Origin of the sequence: Microbacterium aurantiacum, assembly GCF_021654035.1 — a bacterium.
GTDB lineage: Bacteria > Actinomycetota > Actinomycetes > Actinomycetales > Microbacteriaceae > Microbacterium > Microbacterium aurantiacum.
This window is the reverse complement of sequence record NZ_JAJPDW010000001.1, coordinates 746,334-770,957: the sequence shown is the minus strand read 5'-3', so window position 1 is coordinate 770,957 and position 24,624 is coordinate 746,334. Positions and strand designations below refer to the sequence as shown.

The 24,624-nt window shown below is 70.1% G+C and carries 21 protein-coding genes and 1 tRNA gene; 3 read left to right on the top strand and 19 right to left on the bottom strand.

Annotated features, from left to right (window positions below; translation table 11 throughout):
- Nucleotides 1–9: 9 nt before the first annotated feature.
- On the bottom strand, nucleotides 10–1,377 hold the full coding sequence (locus tag LTL01_RS03720; protein WP_236967461.1) for a hypothetical protein: 1,368 nt from the start codon (nucleotides 1,375–1,377) through the stop codon (nucleotides 10–12).
- A gap of 96 nt (nucleotides 1,378–1,473) precedes the next feature.
- Between LTL01_RS03720 and LTL01_RS03715 the strand changes: the two genes are divergently transcribed.
- The gene (locus tag LTL01_RS03715; RefSeq protein ID WP_236967460.1) at nucleotides 1,474–2,610 is read left to right on the top strand and encodes a calcium/sodium antiporter; all 1,137 of its coding nucleotides are present in this window, start codon (nucleotides 1,474–1,476) and stop codon (nucleotides 2,608–2,610) included.
- 196 nt (nucleotides 2,611–2,806) lie between these two features.
- On the opposite strand, the gene LTL01_RS03710 is transcribed toward LTL01_RS03715, so the two are convergent.
- The 8 genes from LTL01_RS03710 to LTL01_RS03675 form a co-directional block, all read right to left on the bottom strand.
- Nucleotides 2,807–2,891 (bottom strand) — tRNA-Tyr (locus tag LTL01_RS03710).
- 98 nt (nucleotides 2,892–2,989) lie between these two features.
- Nucleotides 2,990–3,907 carry a PfkB family carbohydrate kinase gene (locus tag LTL01_RS03705; protein WP_236967459.1) on the bottom strand — a complete coding sequence of 306 codons (918 nt, stop codon included), beginning with the start codon at nucleotides 3,905–3,907 and terminating at the stop codon, nucleotides 2,990–2,992.
- Complete coding sequence (locus LTL01_RS03700; protein WP_053548131.1) at nucleotides 3,904–4,404, bottom strand: FBP domain-containing protein; 501 nt, start codon at nucleotides 4,402–4,404, stop codon at nucleotides 3,904–3,906. Before LTL01_RS03700 ends, LTL01_RS03705 begins: the two co-directional genes overlap by 4 nt.
- A 23-nt stretch (nucleotides 4,405–4,427) precedes the next feature.
- On the bottom strand, nucleotides 4,428–5,240 hold the full coding sequence (locus LTL01_RS03695; protein WP_236967458.1) for a hypothetical protein: 813 nt from the start codon (nucleotides 5,238–5,240) through the stop codon (nucleotides 4,428–4,430).
- Complete coding sequence (locus LTL01_RS03690) at nucleotides 5,237–7,129, bottom strand: alpha-amylase family glycosyl hydrolase (protein ID WP_236967457.1); 1,893 nt, start codon at nucleotides 7,127–7,129, stop codon at nucleotides 5,237–5,239. Before LTL01_RS03690 ends, LTL01_RS03695 begins: the two co-directional genes overlap by 4 nt.
- Nucleotides 7,126–8,100, bottom strand: coding sequence for a sugar ABC transporter permease (locus LTL01_RS03685; RefSeq protein ID WP_236967456.1), 975 nt, complete (start codon nucleotides 8,098–8,100; stop codon nucleotides 7,126–7,128). The genes LTL01_RS03690 and LTL01_RS03685 overlap by 4 nt, the downstream gene beginning before the upstream one ends.
- Nucleotides 8,100–9,707, bottom strand: a complete 1,608-nt coding sequence (locus LTL01_RS03680; RefSeq protein WP_236967455.1) for an ABC transporter permease subunit — start codon at nucleotides 9,705–9,707, stop codon at nucleotides 8,100–8,102. The genes LTL01_RS03685 and LTL01_RS03680 overlap by 1 nt, the downstream gene beginning before the upstream one ends.
- 90 nt (nucleotides 9,708–9,797) lie before the next feature.
- Nucleotides 9,798–11,054, bottom strand: coding sequence for a sugar ABC transporter substrate-binding protein (locus tag LTL01_RS03675; protein WP_236967454.1), 1,257 nt, complete (start codon nucleotides 11,052–11,054; stop codon nucleotides 9,798–9,800).
- 280 nt (nucleotides 11,055–11,334) lie between these two features.
- On the opposite strand from LTL01_RS03675, the gene LTL01_RS03670 reads away from it, so the two are divergent.
- Nucleotides 11,335–11,823, top strand: a complete 489-nt coding sequence (locus LTL01_RS03670) for a YajQ family cyclic di-GMP-binding protein (RefSeq protein WP_236967453.1) — start codon at nucleotides 11,335–11,337, stop codon at nucleotides 11,821–11,823.
- On the opposite strand, the gene LTL01_RS03665 is transcribed toward LTL01_RS03670, so the two are convergent.
- The 6 genes from LTL01_RS03665 to LTL01_RS03640 all read right to left on the bottom strand — a co-directional run bounded on the left by LTL01_RS03665 (nucleotide 11,814) and on the right by LTL01_RS03640 (nucleotide 18,830).
- Nucleotides 11,814–12,524 (bottom strand): sirohydrochlorin chelatase, encoded by a 711-nt coding sequence (locus LTL01_RS03665; protein WP_236967452.1) that lies wholly within the window; start codon nucleotides 12,522–12,524, stop codon nucleotides 11,814–11,816. The two genes, LTL01_RS03670 and LTL01_RS03665, sit on opposite strands and share 10 nt — an antisense overlap.
- Nucleotides 12,521–13,669: a uroporphyrinogen-III synthase gene (locus tag LTL01_RS03660; protein WP_236967451.1), complete on the bottom strand. Its 1,149-nt coding sequence runs from the start codon at nucleotides 13,667–13,669 to the stop codon at nucleotides 12,521–12,523. The genes LTL01_RS03665 and LTL01_RS03660 overlap by 4 nt, the downstream gene beginning before the upstream one ends.
- On the bottom strand, nucleotides 13,666–14,898 hold the full coding sequence (gene cobA / locus LTL01_RS03655; protein ID WP_236967450.1) for a uroporphyrinogen-III C-methyltransferase: 1,233 nt from the start codon (nucleotides 14,896–14,898) through the stop codon (nucleotides 13,666–13,668). Before cobA ends, LTL01_RS03660 begins: the two co-directional genes overlap by 4 nt.
- Nucleotides 14,895–15,275, bottom strand: coding sequence for a nitrite reductase small subunit NirD (nirD, locus tag LTL01_RS03650; protein WP_236967449.1), 381 nt, complete (start codon nucleotides 15,273–15,275; stop codon nucleotides 14,895–14,897). The genes cobA and nirD overlap by 4 nt, the downstream gene beginning before the upstream one ends.
- Nucleotides 15,272–17,845, bottom strand: a complete 2,574-nt coding sequence (nirB, locus tag LTL01_RS03645) for a nitrite reductase large subunit NirB (protein ID WP_236967448.1) — start codon at nucleotides 17,843–17,845, stop codon at nucleotides 15,272–15,274. Before nirB ends, nirD begins: the two co-directional genes overlap by 4 nt.
- 73 nt (nucleotides 17,846–17,918) lie before the next feature.
- Entirely contained in the window at nucleotides 17,919–18,830 is a 912-nt protein-coding gene (locus LTL01_RS03640; protein ID WP_236967447.1) for a formate/nitrite transporter family protein, read from the bottom strand.
- 201 nt (nucleotides 18,831–19,031) lie between these two features.
- On the opposite strand from LTL01_RS03640, the gene LTL01_RS03635 reads away from it, so the two are divergent.
- Nucleotides 19,032–20,216 (top strand): GAF domain-containing sensor histidine kinase, encoded by a 1,185-nt coding sequence (locus LTL01_RS03635; protein ID WP_236967446.1) that lies wholly within the window; start codon nucleotides 19,032–19,034, stop codon nucleotides 20,214–20,216.
- Here LTL01_RS03635 and LTL01_RS03630 read toward each other — a convergent pair.
- From LTL01_RS03630 to LTL01_RS03615, 4 genes are all read right to left on the bottom strand, one after another.
- Nucleotides 20,210–21,733, bottom strand: coding sequence for a SulP family inorganic anion transporter (locus LTL01_RS03630; RefSeq protein ID WP_053548138.1), 1,524 nt, complete (start codon nucleotides 21,731–21,733; stop codon nucleotides 20,210–20,212). The genes LTL01_RS03635 and LTL01_RS03630 overlap by 7 nt on opposite strands.
- Before the next feature lie 167 nt (nucleotides 21,734–21,900).
- Complete coding sequence (locus LTL01_RS03625) at nucleotides 21,901–22,200, bottom strand: hypothetical protein (RefSeq protein ID WP_053548139.1); 300 nt, start codon at nucleotides 22,198–22,200, stop codon at nucleotides 21,901–21,903.
- Nucleotides 22,201–22,209: 9 nt separating this feature from the next.
- A complete protein-coding gene (locus LTL01_RS03620; protein ID WP_053548140.1) occupies nucleotides 22,210–23,238 on the bottom strand; it encodes an alpha/beta hydrolase in 1,029 nt (342 codons plus the stop codon).
- Between the two features lie 9 nt (nucleotides 23,239–23,247).
- On the bottom strand, nucleotides 23,248–24,621 hold the full coding sequence (locus LTL01_RS03615; RefSeq protein WP_236967445.1) for an FAD-dependent oxidoreductase: 1,374 nt from the start codon (nucleotides 24,619–24,621) through the stop codon (nucleotides 23,248–23,250).
- Nucleotides 24,622–24,624: the final 3 nt, after the last annotated feature.

Genomic DNA, 24,624 nt, shown 5'->3' with positions numbered 1-24,624 from the left:
CGGGGCGCGTCAGCCGCGCGGCGGTAGCGGAGGCGGCGGCGGGAAGCCGTCGTATCCGGGTGCCGGCGGCGCGGGCTGTTCGGGGGCCTCCTGCGCGGGCGGAGGTGACACGGGCGCGAACACGTGCGCGCCCGGGCTCGGGAAGCCGGTCTGGTAGGCCGCGAAATCGGGCGAGCCGTCGGGCATCATCGGCAGCGGCGTGACCCCGTCGGCGAACATCGGCCACGGCAGCAGTTCCGGCTCAGCGGATGCCGCGGGAGCCGCGGTCGGAGCGGCAGCCGGGGTCGGTTCGGCCGGGGCGACCTCGGTCGGGGCCGGCTCGGGCGAGGGTCCCGCGTCGGGTGCGGGCTGCTCCCCCGCCGCCTGCGCGGCCTCGGCCTGCGCCTGCTGGACCGCGGCGTGGGTCACGACGGAGCGGGCCGGATGCGGCTGCTCCCCCTGGGGCGCCGGCGCCGCGGCATCCGTTCCCGCGGCCGGATCGATCGGGGTGGCACCCGCCGGTCCACGGTAGGGCTCCGGGGCCGCCGGAAGCTGCGCCGAGAACGGCGGAGCGGCGGGTGCGGACTGCGCACCGGGGTAGGCCGCGGGAGTCGCGGGCGCACCGTACCCACCGGTGGGACCGTAGCCGCCCGACGCTCCGTACCCGGCCGAGGCTCCGTACCCGGCCGACGCCCCGAAACCGGCGTCATACGCCGGACCGCCGGGGTAGCCGGGCGCCGGCGCGGCGGCGACGGGCCGCGCCTTGCGCGGCGCGAACAGGGCGTTCACGAGCGGGAGAAGAGCGGTGCCCACGGCGGCGAGGATTGCGGTGGCCACCACGATGCGCCAGTAGATGTCGGCGAAGTCGACCCACTCCGAGAGCATGAGCGGGATGATCAGCAGGACAGCCAGGAGCGTGACGAGACCGATGGTCGTGAACGCCACGATCTGCGTGAACCGCGTCACGTACCGCTCGAGCGCCTTCATGTACAGGCGCACGTGGAGGAGGGCGAGCTGCAGGATCAGCACGATGAAGAGGAACTGCAGGAAGCGGCCGAAGCCGCTCCACGAGTAGCGCTCCGGCATCCAGATCATCACCGCACCGATGAGGAGGGTGACGATCCAGGTGGCCATGCTCGCCAGCGCGAACCATGCGGGACGGCGGGGGGCGAGGTGCGCGTCGAGGATCGCGACGCCCGCGAAGCCCGCCAGCAGCAGGATCGTCAGGAACGCGCGACCGACGATGCCGTTCTGTTCGCCGATGAGGACCCACACGACGCAGACGAGCGCCGCGGCGATGAGAGCGCCGATGGCGACCCAGATCGCCGCACGCAGCAGCGGGGAGGTCTGGGCGTCGGCGCGCGAGGGCTCGAGCGCCTGTTGATCGGGCTGCGACATGGTCCGTCCTCTCGTCCGCGGGATGGACCCGCCGTCCCATCCTGACATGCGTGGTTCTCGGCGGCGACCCGGTTCTCGCGCCCCTAGAATCGCGACGTGGAACTCCTCGACATCGGCCGCGTCCTGCTCGGATTGGTCCTGCTCATCGGCGGCGGCGAGGTGCTCGTGCGCGGCGCGTCCGCGCTCGCGACCAAGCTCGGCATCCCCCCTCTCGTGGTGGGGCTCGTGATCGTCTCGGCCGCCACGAGCGCGCCCGAGCTGGCGGTGACGATCGGCGCCGTCATCGACGAGGAACCGAGCCTCGCCGTCGGCAACGTCGTCGGCAGCAACATCGTCAACGTCCTGCTGATCCTCGGCCTCTCGGCCTTGTTCCTGCCACTGGCGGTCAAGCGCCGCCTCGTGAAGTTCGACCTCCCGGTGATGGTCGGCATCAGCATCCTGTTGCTCGTGCTCGCCCTGGACGGCGAGATCACGCAGATCGACGGGGTGATCCTCTTCGCGGCGGCCGTCGCCCACGTCGTCCTGAGCTTCACGCTGAGCAAAAACGACCCGGATGCCCTGCCCGACGATGCCGCGGCAGCCACCGATCCCTCGCAGACCGGTCCGGTGCGGACACGGCGGGCCCCGGCATCCGGAGTCCTGTCGTACCTGATCCCGGTCGTCCTCATCCTCGCCGGCATCGGTCTGCTCGTGTTCGGCGCCGACCTGCTCGTCACCGGAGCCGTGGCGATCGCGACCGGTTTCGGCGTCTCGAGCCTGGTGATCGGCCTCACCGTCGTCGCGATCGGCACCTCCCTCCCGGAGCTCGCGACCTCGATCGCGGCCGTCCGACGCGGCGAGCGCGACCTTGCCGTCGGCAACATCGTCGGCAGCAACATCTTCAACATCGGGATCGTGCTGGGCCTCCCCGCGATCTTCTTCCCGGAGGGGATCCCCGTGCCGGATGCCGCGATCTCGCTCGACATCCCGCTGATGATCGCCGCCGCGGTCGCGCTCGTGCCGATCGCGTTCACGGGGTTCACGATCGCGCGGTGGGAGGGCGCGGTGTTCGTCGGCCTCTACGTCGCGTACACGGTGTACCTGATCCTCGCCGCGGTGGAGCACGATGCCCTGCGCGGCTTCTCGATCGTGATGCTCTTCTTCGTGCTCCCGCTCCTCGCGGTCACCCTCATCGCCGTGACGGCCTACGAGGTGGGCCTCCGCCGCGGCCGCCGCGAGACCCCCACCCCCTGACCCCTCCGACGCCGCGACACGCGCGGTTCGGTGGCGCCTTCGCGCGGGTCATGGGCGCGCACACCCGCCTGACGGCGCCACCGAACCCCGTTCACTTGTCGCCTCTGGCGGGTGTCGCCGCCCCCGACCCGCAGGAGGCGACAAGTCAACGTCGGGGGGAACGACGAAGGGCCCCGCGGTGCGGAGCCCTTCGTGATGGTGGCGAGTGAGGGATTCGAACCCCCGAATGCTGAGCAGTCTGATTTACAGTCAGATCCCTTTGGCCGCTTGGGTAACTCGCCGGGTGCGCACCCGCCCGGCTTGTACAGTCGACCGGAGGCGCGATCACCGATCCTACTCTCCCGAGGCCGCTCTCGGGAAATCGGATGCGGTGCGAGGATCAGGTGCCGATGGCGTCGAGGTCGGTGTCCTCCAGCGCCGACGGCAGACGCAGCAGAGCCCCCTCGAACCGGCAGGTCGCCGCGGCGGCATCCATCGCCTTCTCGAGCACATCGCCCCACTCCTCCTCGGACTCCGGACGCCCGTGCGCCAGCGACGCGAGGGTCGACGCGAACGCGGCGTCACCCGCGCCCATCGTGTCGACGATCGGACCCGGGAGGCTCGAGATCGGTCGCGTCGCGGTGACACCGGCGGCCTCGACCGACGCTCCGGCGGCACCCTGGGTCGCCAGCACCGCGTGCGTCCCGAGCTCCAGGAGCCGGGCTCGCAGGGCGTCCAGCGGCTCTCCGTACAGCAGCGTCGCGTCGTCCTCGCCGACCTTCACGAGCGCGGCGTCGGCGGCGAGCGCCTCGAAGCCGCGCACGAACTCGGCGCGGTCGTGCATCATGCCCTCGCGCGGATTCGGATCGATCGCCAGCGGAGTGCCGGATGCCGCGACCGCCTCCGCGAACTCCCGGGTCTGCTCCGTGTCGTCGAACGCGAAGCAACTGACGGCCACGAGGGCGGCATCCGCCATCGCGGCGCGTTCCGCATCACCGAATCGGATGCGGCGCTTCCGGGACGCCTCGTTGAAGACGTAGGTGGGCTCGCCGCCGCCGGAGCGGGTGCTCACCGCGCGGGCGGTGCCGAGCGGGGACGCCGTCGCGAGGAGGTCGACGCCGTGGTCGGCGAGGTACGCGCGCACCCGCGAACCGGGTTCGTCGTCTCCGACCATCGCGACGAGGGTGGTGGGCACGCCGAGTCGCGCGAGTCCGACGGCGACGTTCAGCGCGGCGCCTCCCACGAACTCGCGCACACCCGTGTCGTCGCGCAGCTCATCGATCAGCGCGTCTCCGACGACGACGATCCGTTCCGTCATGCCCTGCTCCCCACGCTCTCCAGCACTCGTCCGACGAAGGTCTCGGTACGCCGACGCGTTCCGTCGATCCGCATGTCCACGCTCGCCCGCATCTCGCTCGGCGCGAGCGGCGCGGCCAGCCGCACGTTCTCGTGACACGACAGGTCGGCGCACATGTACGTTCCCACACTGTCCCCGCGTTCCCCGGCAGCACCGGCGCGCCGCGCGGAGAACATCACCACCTGATCGGCCGGCTGCATCGTGTGGCAGAGGTTGCACATAGCCGAGCGCGCGTGCGAACTGCCCTCGGCAGCCCGGAGGACGATTCCGCGCGGCTCGTCGTCGATCTCGACGAAGAGGTATCCGCGGCCGCGCGTGCGCGGATCACGCCACGCCAGGAAGTCCAGGTGGAACCAGTCCAGCAGCACGAAATCGGTCGGCAGGGCGACGATCCGCAACTCGTCGGGGGTGGCGTTGACGAAATGGGAACGCACATCGTCTTCGGTCAGTGGGCGCATGGCACCTCCTCGCCCGACCCAGTCTACGAACCTCCCCGCGCCGCGGGGTCCGCACCCCACCCGAGGCGCGCGGCGACAGCGTCCGCGGCGGGCGTCGGAAACTCCCCCCAGCCCGGCTCGAGCACGTCGCGGGCCAGGTCGAACAGCCCTCGCGCGCACTCCTCCACAGGGCGGTCGAGGATCTCCGCGATGCGCGCGCCCTCCGCCGGGAAGTCCTCCTCGAATCGCCTCACCGGGTCGATGATGTCGCGCCGGGAGGTCGATACTGTCGCGAAACGTCCCCTCACGGCTCGGATCAGGTGCTGCACCGCCCACTGACGGATGAACTGCCCGCCGTTTAGACGCTCGCCGCGCCGGACGCGTCCGACGCCGACCATCAGCTTCACCAGGAAGAGGGCGGTGTCGTTCGCCGGGTCGAAGCGGTCGGATGTCTGCGCTCGGCGCCACGCGTCCTCGATGAGTGCAGCCACCGAACCGGCCTCGTCGTCGACGACGACGGAGGCGTCTCCGGCGAGAGCGCCGGACAGCTCGTCGATCTCGGCCACGGCGAACTCGAGCAGGTGTCCGTCCGCGTAAAGCACCGCGAAGCCGACCTCGCCCTCCCGCGCGACGAGGACGCGGGAGGCGGGATCGGGAAGCCACTCGAGACTCTCCCGGGCCTGAGCCCCGCGTCCGCGGTGAACGAGCGCGAAGAAGTCGTGATCGGACCACTCGTCGCGACGCAGGCGTCCCGATTCGGACGCCGACCCGAGCAGCACCAACCCGAGGAGGCGGTCATCGGCACGGACACCCTCGGCCAGGTCGGCACTGAGCGCGTCGAAGGCGTCCGGGTTCACGGCACCCGCACTCCGGGCAGGGCCCAGGCGGCGAAGACCGGTCCGCGCGCCGAGACCGTCACGACGCCGGATGCCGCGTCCACCGCGGCCGCCCCGTACAGCGTCTGCGCCTGTTCGGCGCCCGCCAGCGCGTCCGCCGGCACGGTCATCTCCACGTCGCCGCGGGCGGCGAGGACGAGGATGCTCTCCTCGGCGGTCTCCCGGACGAAGAGCACTGCGTCCTCGTCCACGTGCACCCATCGCAGCCCGCCGCCGGCGAGCGCGGGATGCGCGCGGCGGAGGTGCACGAGGTCGCGGTACAGCGCGATGCGCGCGGCGACGCCGGGCTCGCCCTCGGTGCCCCACGGCATCGGCGTGCGGCTGGCCTCGCCGTCGACCCCGACGGCGCCGAACTCGTCGCCCGCGTAGACGACCGGAAGGCCCGGGAGCGTCATGGACAGCCCGACCGCGACCGGGATCGTCCCCTCCCCCGCGTGCGTGGCGAAGCGGGCGGTGTCATGGGTGTCGAGGGGCTGCATGGTGCCGAGCCGCACCCGCCAGGGGACGCCGGCCGCGAACCGCGTGACGGACTCGACGAACTGGGTGGCCGTGTAGCGCGGGATCCCGCCGATCGGCTGCCCGAAGAACCACGGCTCGGTGACCTCATCGCCCTCGGCGTTCCGGTACACCGTCGACTGCGGATCGCTCAGCCACGCCCACAGCGGTCGAGTGAACGAGGGATAGGTCATCGCGCCGTGCCACCCGTCCCCCTGCAGGTCGCTCACGGCGTCGTTCGTCGACTCCCCCAGGAGGAGGGTGTCGGGGTTGATGGCGATCATCGTCTCGCGCAGGAGCTGCCGCACCTCGGCGTTGAGATCGATGTCGCCGAGCCGCCCGGTCATGTTCGCGACGTCGATCCGCCATCCGTCGGCGTTGTAGGGCGGCTTCAACCACATCGCCACGACCGAGTCGGGGCCGGAGATGAAGCGCTCGCGGAGCTTCTCCGAGGCCCAGTTGAACTTCGGCAGCGTCGGATACCCGAGCCAGGAGATGTACTCGGTGTTGCCCTCGTCGGTGAAGTAGTAGAACTCCTCGGCGGGCGCTGCCGGCGTGCCGTAGGCCGAGAGGAACCACTCGTGCCGGTCTCCCGAGTGGTTGCTGGTCAGATCTCCGATGACGCGGATGCCGCGGGCATGGGCCTCCTCGATGAGACGGACGTACGCGTCATCCCCGCCGAGGAGCGGGTCGACCGTCAGGAAGCTCGACGCGTCGTAGCGGTGGTTCGAGGCGGCGGGGAAGACGGGGGTCAGGTACAGCAGGTTCACGCCCAGGTCGACGAGGTGGTCGAGCTTCTCGATGACGCCGGGAAGATCGCCGCCGTAGAGCTGCTGCGACCGCCCGGGCGCGAGGACGTCGACCGGGTCGTCCCAGGATGCCGGGATCGCCCACTCCGGAGTCGGGTGAGTGTCGGCCTCGGACGACCGGGCGAAGCGGTCGGGGAAGACCTGGTACATCACCGCGTCGTACATCCACGCCGGGGGCGCGGGATACGCCACGAGGGCGAAGTCCTCGGCATCGAGCGTCTCGATCTCGTGGAGACCGGCCTGGTTCAACCAGAACACGCGACCGTCGTCCCGACGGATCATGAAGCGGTAGCCGTGGCGCGGGTTGGCCACGACGACCTCCGCCTCCCACCAGTCCCATCCGCCGTCGGCGCCGAGGAGGACGGCATCCGTCCACGCCGGCTCATGGTCCGGGTTCGACCGCGCGCGGACGATCCCGGCGCGTCCCCACCCGTGCGGGATCCGCACCCGCACCCGCACGGTCTCGCCGAGCGCGGGCGCGAGGGTCGACACGTGCAGCGGCGACCCGTCGTGGTGCGGGATCAGCCGGGACGCGGCATCCGTCACTTGACGCTGCCGGAGACCAGCCCGCCCGCGATGTAGCGCTGCGACAGCAGGAAGAGCACCATCACGGGGAGGGCCGCGAGGATCGCGCCCGCCGAGAACACACCCCAGTTCTGCGACTGGAAGCCCGACACGAGCTGGAAAAGACCGATCGCGACGGTCTGCGTGGCCGGATCGGTGAGGATGACGCTCGCGATGGCGAACTCGCCGATGATGCTGATGAAGGTCAGCAGCCCCACGACGATGAGGATCGGCGTGACCAGCGGCAGCATGATCGTGAAGAACACCCGCGCGTGGCCGGCACCGTCGATCTTCGCCGCCTCGTCGATCGCCGACGGGACGGTGTTGAAGAACCCGTACATGAGGAACGTGTTCACACCCAGCGCGCCGCCGAGGTACACCATGATGAGGCCCGCGTGGGTGCCGAGACCGATCGCCGGGAAGACGTCGCTGATCTGGATCATCAGGAGGAAGATCGCGGTGATCGCCAGGAGCTGCGGGAACATCTGCAGCACGAGCAGCGTCATCAGTCCGAACCGCCGCCCGCGGAAGCGCATGCGCGAGAACGCATACGCGCCGAGCGCGCACAGGAGCACCGTGACGACGCTCGTCACGATCGCGATGATCAGCGAGTTGACGTACCACGTGCCGTACGGGATCGCCGGGTCTGTGAAGAGGCGCTCGTAGTTGCGTGGCGAGATCGCCGAGAACAGCTGGTTCGAGCCGGTCAGGGTGCCGATCGGGTTGAGGGATGCCGAGACGATGTACAGCAGCGGGAAGAGCGCGAAGGCGATCGCGATCCACGCCACGACGTGACGCCACCCCTTGTCGGCGAACCACCGGCGGAACGACTGGCGCCGGTGCGTCGGGATCGGCGGCTGGTCGTCGGCGGGGAGGCCCGTGACGCCGCCGATGCGGCTGACGACCCCGACGCGGGCGGCGTCGGGAACGGACTGGTCGATGCGCTCGCTCATCAGTTCAGGTCCTCCAGTGCCTTGGTCTGCCGGAAGCTGATCACGGCGACGACGGTGACGATGACGAAGATCAGGATCGACAGCGCCGACGCGAGACCGAGGTCACGGCCTCCGCCGCCGCCGAAGGCGACCTTGTAGACCATCGTGATCATGATGTCCGTCGCACCGATGTCCAGCGTGGTGTCGGTGAAGCGGGGGTTTCCTCGCGTGAGCATGTAGATCACGCCGAAGTTGTTGAAGTTGTACGCGAAGGTGGCGATCAGCAACGGCGCGACGGCGACGAACAGGAGCGGAAGCTTCACAGAGCGGAAGATCCGCCACGCGCCGGCGCCGTCCATCTTCCCGGCCTCGACGATGTCTTCCGGCAGCGACTGCAGGGCGCCCGTGCTCACGAGGAACATGTACCCGTAGCCGAGCCACATGTTCACCACGAGCACGCTGAGTCTCGCGAGCCACGGATCGGCCAGCCAGGGTATCGAGGCACCGCCGAGGAGGATCTGGTTGATGAACCCGAACTCCTGGTTGAGCATGCCCGCCCAGACGAGACCCGTCAGGTACGCGGGGAAGGCGTACGGCAGGATCACGAGGATGCGGTAGTACTTCTTGCCCTTGAGGGTCGGGTGGTTCAGCGCGACGGCGAGGAAGAGGCCGAGCGCGAAGCAGAGGAACGTCGAGCCCGCGGCGAAGACGAACGTCCAGATCGTCACGCGCAGCAGAGGATCGCGGATCTGATCGTTGGTGAAGGCGTAGGCGAAGTTATCCCAGCCGATGACGACCCGCCAGCCGGGGGTGAGGATCGAACCGTCCTCGGCGCGGAAGTTGCCCTCGCCGTCGTCGACGTAGACGAGCCCCGAGTCGGTGTTCGTGAACGTGTCGGCGACCTCGTCGTACTCGAGGTTCGAGGTGAAGATGAACGCACGCTGACCGTCGGAGGTGCGCAGCGTCCCGTCGTTGATGTCGTCCGAGACCGGGACGTTCAGGGCCAGGATCTCGTCCTGGAAGCGGATCACCTGGTTGAGGTTCAGCTCGTCCCAGCCGGAGGGGGCGGCGGTGACGTCTTCCAGCGGCTGCTCGTTCGTGCCGAAGGCGAGCGTCCCGCCGGGCTCGGCCACGAGGAGACCGAACTGGTCGGCTTGGCGGAGCACCTGGACGGTGTACTCGGGCGAGTCGGGCACACGTGCCTGCGAGGTGCTGATGATCTGGGCGACCGCATCGTCTTTGGTGCTGTTGTGCTGGTCACCGGCGTTGGTGAAGGCGATGTAGCCGGTGTAGAAGATGACGAAGACCTGGAAGATCGCGAGGAACGCGAGGCCGGGCGTGAGGTACTTGCCGGGAAGGAGTCCCGGACGCAGGTAGATCACGTTCACCGCGATGACGACGAGCGTCAGAATGCCCGCGGCCACCCAGTCGCCCGTGGCGATGAGGACCCACACGGCGAAGACGGTGAGGGCGTCGATGACGCCGAGGAGGACGACCTTCACCACGAGGGCGAGAATTCCGCCCGAGGTGAGTCGTCGCGACGGGGTGTGGAACGGGTTGTCACCCCACGGTCCGGAGGACGGGGTGCCGGACCGGCCGGCGGTCGTTACAGGCTTGGCGTCGACCATCGATGGACGCTCCTTCATCGCAGTGTTGGGCTAAAGAATAGGGGCGGGTGGGGTTCGAGCAGAACCCCACCCGCCCTGTGACGGCGGAACTCAGCCGTCGATCTTGGTCTGGATGTTCGTCGCAGCGGTCTCCCAGACCTCCTGCGGGTCACCCTCGCCCTTGATGAGCTGGAGCTCGGCGTTGCCCCAGTCCGACCACACGGCACCCATCTCGGGGATCGCGGGCATCGGGGCACCGGTCTGGCCGATGGCGCCGAAGGCGGCGACGTCGGGGTTGGATGCCGCGGCACTCTCGTACGCGGCGGTCAGTGCCGGCGGACGGCCGCCGACCTCGAACAGTGCGAGCTGCGCCTCTTCGGTGCTGAGGTAGTTGACGATGAAGTTCGTCGCGGCCAGCGCGTTGGCGGACTTGCTCGAGAGGAAGAAGCCGTTGACGCCGATGAACGGACGGGCCTCTTCGCCACCGGCGCTGGGCAGCGGGTCGACGACGTAGTTGATGCCGGCCTCGGCGATCGCGGGGGTGTTCCACGGCCCGGTCAGGTAGTAGGGCGATTCGCCGGCGAGGAAGAACTCGCGGGCGCGGTCTCCGTCGATGTTGGCGTTGAGGATGCCCTCGGCACCCCACTGCTTCAGCGCGGTGGCGAACTCGACACCGGCCTCGTCACCGAGGACGAGGTTGGAGGAGTCGTAGCTGCCGTCGGCGTTCTGGGCGAACACCTGCGAACCGAACGAGGTCTGCAGCGGGTACAGGTGGTACGGGTCACCCTGCTCGGGCGACAGGCCCACGAGGAACGGGTAGGTGGTGCCGGCCTCGCGACCCTTCGCGATGACCTCGTCGAAGGTCGTGCTCGGCTCGGCGACGAGGTCCGCGTTGCGGACGAGCGCGACGTTCTCGATCGAGTATGGGACGCCGTAGACGTTGCCGTCGTAGGTCATGGCCTGAATGGCGGACTCCGCGAAGCCCGAGGCGACGTCGCCGAGCTCGAGCGGGGCCACGACACCGGCGGCCACGTAGGCGCCCAGCTTGTCGTGGGGGCTGACGATGACGTCGGGGCCCTTGCCGGTGGGAACCTGCGAGATGAAGTCCTGGTCGACGGTGGCGAAGTCCTTGGTCACCAGCTCGACCTCGATGCCGGTGTCCTCGGTGAAGGATGCCGCGACACCCTCCAGTGCGGGCTTGCGCTCGATGTCGACCCAGACGGTGATCGCGTTCGCGTCGCCGCTGCCTTCACCGGTGTCGCCGCCGTCGGCCGTGTCGCCGCCGCCGCTCGCGCAGCCGCTGAGCACGAGCGCGCTGCTCGCCACCAGCGCGCCGAGTGCGAGCACGCTCTTCCTGTTCACCTTCATCGGTGTGCCTCTCTTGAAGTGCTGATACGTGGAGAACCGGCTTCTGCCGGCGCTGAGCACCGAGAAGACCGTTCTTCTGCTCGCCGTGATGCAAGCGCTTACATTCTTACCCGCCACCCTCGATCCCGCAACCGCGGATTTCGGATCGATATCTCGCCGTGATCTGCGGGGTGGACTGGAACCGCTTACAAATGACACGCGGTGTCAGTTGTGCGCGCTCACTTCCGCACGATGCCGCGTCTCCGGCGTTGGCATGGCCTCCGCCGGTAGACTCCCCGGCATGGCTGATTCCTCGTTCGACATCGTCTCCAAAGTGGACCGGCAGGAGGCGGACAACGCCCTGAACCAGGCGCGCAAGGAGGTCGAGCAGCGCTACGACTTCAAGGGCACGGACGCCTCGATCGCGTGGAGCGGCGAGTCGATCCTCATCAAGGCCAACAGCGAAGAGCGGGCGCAGGCGGTTCTCGACGTCTTCCAGACCAAGCTCATCAAGCGCGGCATCTCCTTGAAGAGCCTCGATTCGGGTGAGCCCGTCGCGAGCGGCCGCGAGTACCGCATCGTGTCGACCCTGAAGGAAGGCATCTCGCAGGAGAACGCCAAGAAGATCGGCAAGATCATCCGCGACGAGGGACCCAAGTCGGTCAAGTCCCAGATCCAGGGCGACGAGCTCCGCGTGCAGTCCAAGAGCCGCGACGACCTGCAGGAGGTCATCCGCCTCCTCAAGGCCGCGGACCTCGACGTCGACCTGCAATTCCTCAACTACCGCTGAGCCGCACTCCCGCTGTGCAAGGCCCTTCGCGCGTCGAGGTAGCGTTCGGCCACGAGCTGCGCCATGCGCGGATCGAGTGCGAGCGGGTCGGTCGTCGCGTCCGCGCCCGCACGCGCGACGACATCCGCGAAGAATCCCGGGGCAAGGACGTAGCTCGCCGCCACGACGCGACCCGAGCGCTGCCGACGGATGTCGGAGACCACCGCGTCGATCCGTTCCCCGTTCCCCGCCGCCACCCCGACACGGACGGGCCGTCCCAGGGCCGCGGCGAGGTCGCGCGCGGTCTCGGCGACGTCCGCAGCCGCAGCGGGGTCGGTCGATCCGGCCGCGGCGAGGACGACGGCGTCATCTGGGCCGAGCTGCACCGCCGCAAGTCGGTCGGCGAGGACCGCGGTCACCAGCGGATGGGGACCCAGCGCGGGTGCGGCGACCGCGGCGCCCGGATGCCGTCCGACCGCGCGGGCGATGTCCACGCGCGTGTGGAACCCGGCCGAGAGGAGCAGCGGCACGACGATGACGGGGCCTCGATCGACCACACGATCGACGACCTCGCCGACCTCCGGCTGCTGCACGTCGACGAACGCCTCTTCCACGGGGACGTCGGGCAAGAGGACGCGCACGCGGGTCACGAGCCGGGAGATGGCGGCGCGGCCGGTCTCCGACGACGTTCCGTGGGAACAGGCGATGAGCGTCGGTGTCATGATCCGGCATCCTCTCCGTCGGGAACATCGAGACGATAGCCCCGCTTGACCACGGTGCGGATCGGGCACGGACCGCCGAACGCTTCCCGCAGTCGGGCGACCGCCACATCGACGGCGTGAGCTCCGGCGCCGGAGTGTGCGAGCGCTCCCTGCAACGCGGTCCGGGACACGACATCGCCCCCGGCGGCGAAAAGCACCCGCAGCACGCTGATGCCGGTAGGCGACAGCGGGACCAGCCGCCCGTCGAGCACCGCGCCGCCGCTGCGCAGCTCGAGCCGCCCCGCGGTCGTCTGAACCGCGGGCGGGTGCCCACCCCCGAAGTGCGTCACGACCGCCCGGACCAGCGACCCGAGCCGACCGCGCTCGGCGATCAGAACCTCCGCCCCCGCCTCGGCGAGGGGCTTGGCCGTGATCGGCCCGACCGCCGCGAGGAGGATCCGACCCGAGCGCGACAGCGCGACGACGTCGGCCAGCGCCCCTTCGCGCTCGGCGGAGGCCAACCACTCGGCGGCACCGGGCGCCGAGGTGAACAGGACGGCGTCCACGTCCCCCCGCGCGGCCGCCGCGACCGACCTCGCCACCACGGCTGCGTCGGGGGGTGGCCCCCAGCGGTACACGGTGAGACTCACCACGTCCGCACCGACATCGGCGAAGAGCTCATCGAGTCCGTCTGCTCCGGAGCCGTGATGCTGGACGGCGATCCGGCGGCCCGCGAGACCCTCGGCGAGGAGGAACTCTCCCAGCTCCTCGGAGGTCTCCGACTCGGCGACCCAGTCGGCGGTGAGGCCGGCCTGCTGGATCGCCCCGCGCGCCTTCGGACCTCGGGCGACGATCTGCGCCCGCTCGAGCGCGGGGTGGAGCTCATCGAGCATGCCCGTTTCTTCGGCGGTCTCCATCCATCCACGAAATCCCACGCCGGTCGTGACCACCACAATGTCGGGGGGCTCGTCGATCAGTGCACGGGTGGCCTCGATGAGGGCGGCATCATCGATGTGCGGCACGATCGTCAGCGCCGGGGCCCGCCGCACCTGCGCGCCGTGTCGCTCGAGCGCGGCCGTCAGTTCCGAGGCTCGCCGGTCGACCGCGATCACGATGGTCGTACCGGCGAGCGCAGAGGAGAGGGCGGGGCGGAGCGGAGCGGTCACCGGTGAGCATCACCGGCCAGGGCGGGGTCGGTGAGGAGGAGGTCGGCGCGGGCCACGTCGCCGACCACGATCACCGCCGGATTGGCGACACCGGCGGCCGCGGCATCCGTCACGACTTCCGCGAGCGTGGAGCGTGTCGTCCGCTGCTCGGGCGTGTGCCCGCGCTCGACGATCGCCACCGGGCGGTCGCCCGGCGCTCCGGCTCGTCGCGCGGCGTCGACCAGCCGCGGCAGGGCGGCGACGCCCATCAGCACGACGGTGGTGATGCGCTCGTCGGCGAGCGCGGCGAGGGTGGAGCGGGAGGGCTCCGCCTGACCGTTGACCACGTGGATCCCCGCGGACACCCCGCGATGCGTCACGGGGATCCCCGCCGCCTGCGGCACGGAGACGACACTCGTCAGCCCGGGGACGACGTCCACCGGGACTCCGGCGGCCAGACACGCCGCGACCTCTTCGCCGCCGCGTCCGTAGACGAACGGATCACCGCCCTTGAGCCGGACGACGCGCTTGCCCGCGCGGGCGAGGGACACCAGGAGCTCGTTGATCCGCTCCTGCGGAACAGGGTGGGCGCCGGGGCTCTTCCCGACGTCGATGACCTCGACATCCGCCTCCAGCTCGAGCAGGACGCCGGTGGGCCCGAGTCGGTCCGCCACGACGACGTCGGCTTCGGCGAGGAGCCGACGCCCCCGGACGGTCATGAGGTCGACCGGCCCCGGACCACCGCCGACCAGGTCGACGCGCCCGATCCCCCGACGACGCTGCCGCCGCAGCGGAAGCGATCCCTCTCGGAGGAGCGCGCCCACGGCGTCGCGGAGGCGTCCGGCGCGCCGAGGGTCCACCCCGGAGTGGGACATCACCCCCACGATCACATCGCCCGACCGCGTCTCGGCGGCGAGGCGCGCGGAGCCGTGAGACCCGTCGGAGGCGTTGATGCACAGCACCCGGTTCTTCTCGCACCAGGCGGCGACATCGGCGTCGACACGCGGGTCGCCGGTCGCGGTGTGCACGAGCCATGCCCCGATGACGTCGCCTTCGACCACCGCGCGTGCGATCCAATCGAGGTCATGCGCGTCGATGGCCGCACGCATCGCCGCGGACACCGCCGGCGCCACGACGACCACCCGGGCGCCGTCCTCGAGGAACCGGCCTAGCCGCCGCGCGGCGACGTTCCCGCCTCCGACGAGGACGACGCGACGGCCGCTGAGCGACACCCCGAGCATCGTGGTCATCGCGATCCCCCCGCCCGAACGAACACGGCATCGCCGTCCACGGCGACCGCCCACACCGGGAGGGTGGCCGGTGCCCACCCCTGCGGGTCGAGACACACCCCGGTGCGGAGGTCGAACACGTGCTTGTACATCGGAGAGGCCACGGTCGGCGCATCGCCGCGGGTCCCCACGATCCCGCGCGAGATGACGTGCGCGCCGCAGTAGGGATCCCGGTTGGAGACCGCGTGCACACGGCCTGTGTGCAGCAGGAACAGGGCGACCTGCACGTCGCCGAGCAGTGCGGCCCGGCCCCGCTCGACCTCCAGGTCGGCGAGTCGGCAGACGTAGGTCCACTCGTCCGCCCGCGACGGCGCGGCGTACTCAACCGTCAGGCTCATCGCCGCACCTCCAGAACCGAACCCGCGATGAAGACCGCAGGGTCCGCGCGCTCCGCATCCGTGGCGGGACGCCCCTGCCCCCGCTCGGCGATGTACGCCAGCCCCGGGTCGGGGGTCGTCGGCGCGTTCACGAACGACGCGAACCGTCGCAGCTTCTCAGGGTCGTCGAGCGTCGCCTTCCACTCGTCCTCGTACCCGTCCACATGCCGGGCCATGGCGGCATCCAGGTCGCCGCAGATGCCGAGGGAATCCTCGAAGATCACGTCCCGCAACCCCTCGATCCCCCCGTCGAGGTCGGCAAACCACGGCGCGGTGCGCTGCAGACGGTCGGCGGTGAAGACGTAGTACATCAGGAACCGGTCGATGGCAGTGAGCAGGTCATCGTCGCTGAGCCCTTCGGCGAGCAGCTCGGCGTGGCGGGGCGTGAAGCCGCCGTTGCCTCCCACGTACATGTTCCAGCCCGCTTCGGTCGCGATGACGCCGACGTCCTTCCCCCGCGCCTCGGCGCACTCGCGCGCACAGCCGGAGACGCCGAGCTTGATCTTGTGCGGCGAGCGCAGCCCGCGATAGCGCAGCTCGAGACGGACGGCCATGCCCACAGCATCCTGGACTCCATAGCGGCACCACGTCGACCCGACGCACGATTTCACCGTGCGGAGCGACTTCCCGTATGCGTGACCGGACTCGAACCCGGCATCGACCAGACGGCGCCAGATGTCCGGGAGCTGCTCGAGCCGGGCACCGAACATGTCGATGCGCTGGCCGCCGGTGATCTTCGTGTAGAGACCGAAGTCCCGCGCCACCTCGCCGATGACGACCAGACCCTCGGGCGTGATCTCTCCCCCGGGAATGCGCGGGACCACCGAGTAGCTGCCGTCCTTCTGCAGGTTCGCCATCACGTGGTCGTTCGTGTCCTGGAGCGTGGCGTTCTCGCCGTCCAGCACGTGCGTTCCGGTGAGCGTCGACAGGATGCTGGCCAGCACGGGCTTGCAGATGTCGCAGCCGCGCCCCGAACCGAACCGGTCGACCACCGCGCTGAAGGTCGTGAGCCCGGAGACCCGTACGGCGTCGAAGAGTTGCCGCCGGGACATCGGGAAGTGCTCGCACAGCGCCGTGCTGAGAGTCTTCCCGGAAGCGGCCAGCTCGGTGCCGACGATCTTCTTGATCATCATCACGCAGGAGCCGCACGCCGCCCCGGCCTTCGTGCACGCCTTCACACCGGCGACGTCCGCACAGCCCTGGTCGTGCACGGCCGAGCGGATGGCGCCCGCGGTGACGCTGTTGCACGAGCACACCAGCGCCGTGTCCGGCAGGTCTCCGGTCGGGGGCGCCGCGGCGCCCTCGGGCAGGAGATACGCGGCCGGATCTCCGCCGAGCGCGCCGCCCAAAAGGGGGCGCAGGGCACCGTACGCCGACGCGTCTCCGACGAGGATGCCGCCGAGAAGGGTCTTCGCGTCGTCCGAGAGGACGAGCTTCTTGTACACCCCGGCCACCGGGTCCGCGTAGACGACATCGAGCGCCCCGGGCGTCTGCGCGAATGCGTCGCCGAAGCTTGCGACATCCACTCCCGAGAGCTTCAACTTCGTCGAGACATCGAAACCCGCGAATGCTCCGTCGCCGCCGCGGAGCCGTGTCGCGGCCACTTCCGCCATGGCATAGCCGGGCGCGACGAGTCCGACGCATTGCCCCTCGAAGTTGGCAACCTCGCCGATGGCGAGGATGCGCGGGTCCGACGTCGCGCACGCGGCGTCGATGACGACCCCTCCCCGGGGGTGCACCCGCAAGCCGGCGGTGCGGGCGAGTTCGTCCCGGGGCCGGACCCCGACGGTGAACACGACCACGTCGGCGTTCCCCCACTCCCCGTGGCGGAACTCCAGCCCCCGCACCCGCCCGCGGTGGTCGGCGTCGATACGCGTCGTGATGGTCTCCGTCCGCACCTCGATGCCGCGGGACTCGATCAGGCGACGCAGCGCAGCGCCCGCGGGCAGGTCGAGCTGTGCGGACATCAGACGGTCCGAGGACTGTACGACGGTCGGGGCGACGCCCAACCCCTGGAGCGCCCCCGCGGCCTCGAGGCCGAGGAGGCCCCCGCCGATGACGGTGCCCACGAGCGGACGCCCCAGCTCGGCGGCCCGGCGCTGCACGAATCGCTCGAGAGCGACGACATCATCGAGGGTCCGATAGACGAAGCAGCCTTCGTGGTCGTAGCCCTCGACAGCGAGGCGCGCGGCGTAGGACCCGGTGGCCAGAACGAGCCGGTCGTATCCGACGCGCTCACCGTCCGCCGTGACGACCTCGGCGGAGTCGCGGTCCACCCGGCGCACCGCGCGACCACGGAGGAAGCGCACACGGCTGTCGCGCATCGGTCCGCGATCCAGTTCGAGATCCGTCGTCGACGCACCCGCGAAATACGACGTCAGCCCCACCCGGTCATAGGGGTGCCGGTCCTCCTCTCCGATGACGGTGACGGCCCACTCGCCTCCGTCACTGAGCAGGCTCTCGACGAAGCGGTGCGCGACCATCCCCGCTCCGGCCACCACGATGCGGGGGGCGGACCGGGTGGAGCTCATGTCCGCACCGTACGCCGACGAGGTTTCCCCGCCGTCAGCGGTGTGTTTCGTCTTCTTTTCCGCGGCGGACATCTCAACCCACCGGAGCGTGCACGGTCTCGCGCTCGGTCTCCGCCGCCGGGGCGACGGAATCGGATGCCGGGTGCTGCGCGGCGGCGCGCTCACGTCGGGAGGGAACCCGGCGGCGCGGCGACGACGGGCGCCCGTAGGTGACGTACAGAGGGATGCCGACGAACACCAGACCACCGACGAGGTTGCCGAGCACCGTGGGGATCTCGTTCCAGATCAGGTAGTCCATAACGGTGAAGTCACCGCCGAGGAGCAGGCCGGACGGGAAGAGGAACATGTTCACGATCGAGTGCTCGAAGCCCATGAAGAAGAAGAGCATGATGGGCATCCACATCGCGATGATCTTGCCCGGCACGCTCGTCGAGATCATCGCGAGCACGACGCCGGTGGCGACCATCCAGTTGCAGAGGACGCCGCGGATGAAGAGGGTCAGCATCCCGGCCGCGCCGTGTTCGGCGTACCCCAGCGTGCGGCCCTCGCCGATGTGTCCGATGGCCTCACCGACCGCGTTGGGCGGCGTCGAGAAGCCGTACGTCACCACGATCGCCATCAGGAGTGCCACCGCGAAGGCGCCGATGAAGTTCCCGAGGAAGACCAGGCCCCAGTTGCGCAGGATTCCGCCGAGCGTCACCCCGGGGCGCTTGTCCAGCCACGCCAGAGGGGTGAGGACGAAGACGCCGGTGAGCAGATCGAACCCGAGGAGGTACAGCATGATGAAGCCGACGGGGAAGAGCACCGCGCCCAACAGCGGGACCCCGGTGGTCGTGGCGACCGTCACCGCGAACGCTGCGGCGAGCGACAGCAGCGCGCCACCCATGATCGACCGCACCATCGTGTCGCGCGTGGAGTACATCACCTTCGAGGCGCCGGCATCGATGACCGTGCCGATCAGGTCTGCGGGTTTGACGTAGGACATCGGTTCTCCTTCGGGGACGAATGCGCGGGGAAGGTTCTCGTGCTACGAAGGTAGAAGCGCGGTGTTTCCCGACAACGACCGAGAACGACGACTTCGATTACGGCTTTCTCTCTTCGGCGCGGGGGCCACTGTGAGAAAGATCCGGACGACATCGAGCGCGACCCGCCCGCTCGACGCCGCCGGCACGAGGGCGGAGGGCCCATGACCGCAGTGGATGACGCGATCCGGCGCGAGGCGATCGCGGACTACGGCGTGATCGGCGAGGCCCCGGCGTCGAGCCTCGAAGGCCTGCTGCGTATCGCCGCCAGTGTCTGCCGGGTCGACAAGGCGGTCGTCAACATCATCGACGATCGCTTCCAGCACCAGATCGCCGCCTTAGGCTTCGACGCCGCGGTGTGCGCCCGCGAGGACTCGATGTGCGCGGCGGTCTACCTCTCCGGCCAGCAGGTGGTCCTTCCGGACGCACGAGACGATGAACGCTTCACCGACAACCCCTTCGTCACCGGCGAACTCGGTCGGGTGCGCTTCTACGCGTCGAGCCCGTTGCGCACCCCCGACGGCGTCATCATCGGCACCCTCTGCGTCTTCGACGACGACGTAGCCGAACTGGATGCCGCTCAGCGGTCGACGATGGACATCCTCGCCGGGCAGGTCGTCGACGTCCTCGAACTGCGTCGCGCGGGCCGCGAGCTGCGCTCCTCGAACGATCGGCTGAGCACGTTCGCCGGCCAGGTCAGCCACGACCTGCGCAATCCGCTCACGGCACTCGTGGGCTATCTCGAGCTTGCCAGCGACAGCCTCGAAGTCGATGAGGCGCAGCAGGCGACGGTCTCGCTGGCCCGCGCCGAGGCGGCGGCGAACCGCATGACCGACCTCGTCGGGGACCTGCTCTCGTACGCCCGCATCGGCGGCGCCGCGCGCCACTTCGGCCCGGTGTCCGTCCGCGAGGCCGCCGTGGCCGCGGTGGACGACCTGGATGCCGCGCTGCGCGAGCACGGAGCCCGGGTGAGCCTCGACGTGGACGGCATCGTGTTCGGCGACGCGACCCTCATCCGGCTCGTCCTGCAGAACCTCATCGCCAACTCGGTGAAGTTCACCGCCGCCGCCGGAATCCCGCCCATGATCGAGGTGAGCACGACCCGCACCGATGGGGCCCTGGTGATCCGGGTGGAAGACAACGGGCCGGGCATCCCCGAAGCCGATCGCGGGCGGGTCGTCGGGCTCATGGAACGCGGCGCCGACGCCCACGGGATAGAAGGCCTCGGGCTCGGTCTCTCGGTGTGCCGCCGCATCGCCCAGGAGCACGGCGGGCGTCTCGGGATCGATGCCTCCCCCACGGGCGGCGCCGCCGTGTGGGTGACGTTCCCGCTCCTCGGGGGTCAGTGACCGGCGCCGAGCCCTCCGGACAGCCGCGTGTGCAGCTGGGTCGTGGCGTCGTTCATCCCCTCGAGGACGACCTCCTTGCCGCGCTGGCGGTACTTCGTCACCACGGCGTCGAGCGCCGCGACCGTGGAGGCGTCCCACACGTGCGAGCGTGACATGTCGATGACGATCTTGTCGGGGTCTCCCGCGTAGTCGAACAGCGTCGTCAGGTCGTTGCTGGAGGCGAAGAAGAGCTCGCCCTCGACCTCGTACCGCACGATCGTCTCACCCGCGGAGTCGTTCACCGTCCGCTGCACGCGGACGAAGTGGGCCACGCGACGGGCGAAGAGGACCATCGCCGCGAGGACGCCGACGCCTACGCCGATGGCGAGGTTGTGCGTCCACACCGTGAACACGACGGTGATGACCATCACTGCGGTCTCGCTCTTCGGCATCCGTCGCAGCGTCGACAGGCGGACGCTGTGCCAGTCGAACGTCGCGACCGAGACGACGATCATGACGGCCACGAGAGCGGCCATCGGGATGATCGCCACGATGTCACCGAGGACGAGCACGAGGATCAGCAGGAAGACGCCGGCGAGGAACGTCGAGATGCGCGTGCGTGCGCCGGATGCCTTGACGTTGATCATGGTCTGGCCGATCATCGCGCACCCTCCCATACCGCCGAAGAGGCCCGAGAGGATGTTCGCACCGCCCTGGCCGAAGGCCTCCCGCGTCTTCCGCGAGTGGGTGTCGGTGATGTCGTCGACGAGCTTGGCCGTCATGAGCGACTCGAGGAGCCCGACGACGGCCACGGCGAGCGCGTACGGTGCGATGATCTGCAGCGTCTCCAGCGTCAGCGGGACGTTCGGGATGAAGAGGAAGGGCAGGCTCTCGGGCAGGTCCCCCTGGTCGCCGACCGTCGGGATGTTCATCACGAACACCACAGCAGCAGCGGTGAGCAGCACGATCGCCACGAGCGGTGCGGGGACGACCTTCGTCCAGCGCGGCATCAGGTACATGATGAGAAGTCCCGCCACGACCATCGGATACACCAGCCACGGGACGCCGATGAGCTGCGGGAACTGCGAGGTGAAGATGAGGATCGCGAGCGCGTTGACGAAGCCGACCATGACGCTGCGCGGGATGAAGCGCATGAGCTTCGCGACGCCGAGCGCGGCCATCACGATCTGGATGAGCCCGCCGAGGATCACGGTGGCGATGAGGTAGTCCACCCCGTACTCGCGCGCGACGGGTGCGATGACCAGCGCGATGGCGCCGGTGGCGGCGGTGATCATCGCGGGGCGTCCGCCGAGGAACGAGATGGCGACGGCCATCACGAACGACGAGAACAGGCCGAGACGCGGATCGACACCGGCGATGATCGAGAACGCGATCGCCTCGGGGATGAGGGCGATCGCCACGACGAGGCCGGCGAGCGCCTCGCGGGTGAGAAGCCGGGGGCTCCGCAGCGCCTGCATCACCGTGGGTTCGATGCGATAACGGCTCGGCGGGTCGGGGACGGGGACGACACGGGTCATGGACGCTCCAGGGTGGCGGGGCGGGATCGCGACGGCGATCGGGGAAGGACGCGATGATGCGTCGGGACCGCGAGCGCGGTCGGAGGATAAGGGAACGGATGCCGCAGAGCGCGGCATCCGAAGACTCTACCGCCGTCGGCATGCGCGGCGGGCGATGACTCCCGTGGTCAGCGCGCGGAGGTGTCCCAGTCGACCTCGATCGCGTCCTCGTGGGAGGGCGAGATGCGCGCGGCGTGCACGTCACCCGGTTGCGGCCAGCGGTTCTTCGGGAACACCGCCTCCGTGGAGACCGTGCGCGGCGCGACGCCGGCCGCTTCGGCGCGGAGCTCGACGCGGCATTCCTGGTAGCGCGCCCGCCCCTCGGGCTCGGATACCGAGACGACGGTCACGCGGCCGCGCACGGCGTCGGCCATCGGATCCTTCGTGGCCTTTTCCAGCCACTGCGCCATCTCGTCCCACTCATCCACGCGGTCAGCCTAGTGCGGCGGGGCGAGCATTCCCCGCGGAGCACGGCGGCGCACGGCGCCGTCGACGAGCCACTCCCGCAGACTCCGGTAGGCCTCGGTGCGTGCGGGCTCCGCCGAAAGGAAGACGTCGTGAAGGGCGCCGTCCACGCGGCGGAGGGTGACGTCACTGCCGACGCGCGTCGCGGCACGGGCGATCTCGTCGACCACGAGGACGGAGTCGGAGGTCAGCGCCTGCTCGGACCACGACAGCGGCGAACTCGAGCGCGCCGACAGCAGGACGAGCGTCGGACAGCCCGTCTCGATCCCCGCGGCGACGGTGGCATGCCCGCGCACCACCGCCCGGAGCCATCCGGGGTGCGTCGGGAAGCCGCGCTCGGGCCGCCACGCGGCGGGGATCGCCTCCCCGGGGAGCGCGCCCGTCTCCCGCTGCGCCCGCGTGTAGAAGCCGAGGTCGACCTCCGGGTGCGCACCCAGCGGATCCCACCGGGCGCGCGCTTCGATGAGCGGCAGGAGCGCCTGGCGCGCGAACGGTCCCGTCTGCAGCTCCAGCCACGGGCTGTTCAGCACGAGCGCATCGGCGAATCCCGGATGCCGGGCCGCCCACAGGGTGAGGGTCAGACCCCCGGTGGAGTGACCGAGGAGGACCAGCCGACGCCGGCGCGGGGCATCCGTCGCCGGGTCGTGTCCGATCGCCGTCAACGCCGCCGCGATGTCCTCGTCGTACACGGAGAGGTCGGTGACGTAGCCGGGGATCTGCCCCTCGCGGAGGCTCCGCCCGTACGCGCGGAGGTCCAGGGCGTGGAAACGGGCGCCGAGATCGCACCAGAAGCGCGCGAGCTCGACCTGGAAGAAGCAGTCCGACCACCCGTGGACGTACAGGACGTCGACGTCGCGGAGCGGTCCGACGAGCGTCGCCCACACCGAGGGCTCGCGACGCACCAGCGTCGCGACGACCCCACCGTCGGCATCCGTCCCGAGGGGAAGCGTGCGCTGCGCGAACGGAGGCCCGAGGACGTCGGGCCTCCATTCAGCGGTCATCGCCGAAGGCTACTCGCCGCGCGAGACGGTCACCATCTCGTCGCGCGGGACCACCTTGATGCGGGCGCGCCCGTGCGGCGCACCCAGGGCGATCTCGTGCTGGTCGAGGCGGTGCCAGCCCTCGAGGTCGGTCCACGCCACGCCGCGCTCGGCGAGGAGGGCGGGGATCGCCTCGTCCGACGGGTCGACGGGCTGCCACCACGACGCCTGGTCGTTGATGACGTGGCGGACGGTCTCCATGGCGTCGGACTTCGTGTGCCCGATGAGGCCCACCGGCCCTCGCTTGATCCATCCGGTCGCGTAGACACCGGGCACACGCTCGTTGGAGTCCTTGTGCAGGACCTGGCCCTCGTGGTTGGGGATCACGCCGTGGCGCTTGTCGAAGGGCACGCCCGGCAGGGGCGACCCGAAGTAGCCCACCGCGCGGTAGATCGCCTGGATCGGAACCTCGCGCAGCTCGCCCGTGCCGACCACGCCGCCCTCGCCGTCGGGGCGCGTGCGCTCGTACACGAACGCGGTCGCACGCCCCTCGGCATCCGTCTTCACCTCGACGGGCTTGGCCCAGAAGTGCAGGTGCAGGCGACGGGATGCCGTGCCTCCGGCGTTGTTGACCGAATCGCGCTGCCGCCACTGCTGCAGCACTCGGTCGATGACCATGACCTGCTTGTTGCTGGCGATGGCGACCTTGGACGCCTCGTCGTAGTCGAAGTCCTCGTCGTAGACGACCATGTCGACGTCGCGGAGCTCGCCGAGTTCGCGCAGCTCCAGCGGCGTGAACTTCACCTGCGCGGGTCCGCGCCGGCCGAACACGTGGACGTCGGTCACGGGACTGGCCTTGAGGCCCTCGTAGACGTTCTCGGGGATCTCGGTGGGCAGAAGGTCGTCGGCGTGCTTGGCGAGCATGCGCGAGACGTCGAGCGCGACGTTGCCGTTGCCGATGACGGCGACGGACTGCGCATCCAGCGGCCACTCGCGCGGGACGTCCGGGTGACCGTCGAACCAGCTGACGAAGTCGGCGGCTCCGTAGGAGCCCTTCGCGTCGATGCCGGGGATGTCGAGATCGGCGTCGCGGATCGCGCCGGTGGCGAAGATCACGGCGTTGTAGTGCTTCTTCAGATCGTCGAGAGTCAGGTCCTCACCGAAGCGCACGTTCCCGAAGATGCGGATGTCGCCGCGGTCGAGCACTTCCCGCAGCGCCGTGATGATGCCCTTGATGCGCGGGTGGTCGGGGGCGACCCCGTACCGGACGAGGCCGTACGGCGCGGGGAGCTGGTCGAACAGGTCGATCGACACGTCGAACGTGCGCTCGGCCTTCAGGATGATGTCGGCGGCGTAGATGCCTGCGGGGCCCGCCCCGACGATGGCCAGCCTGAGCTTGGTCAAGGA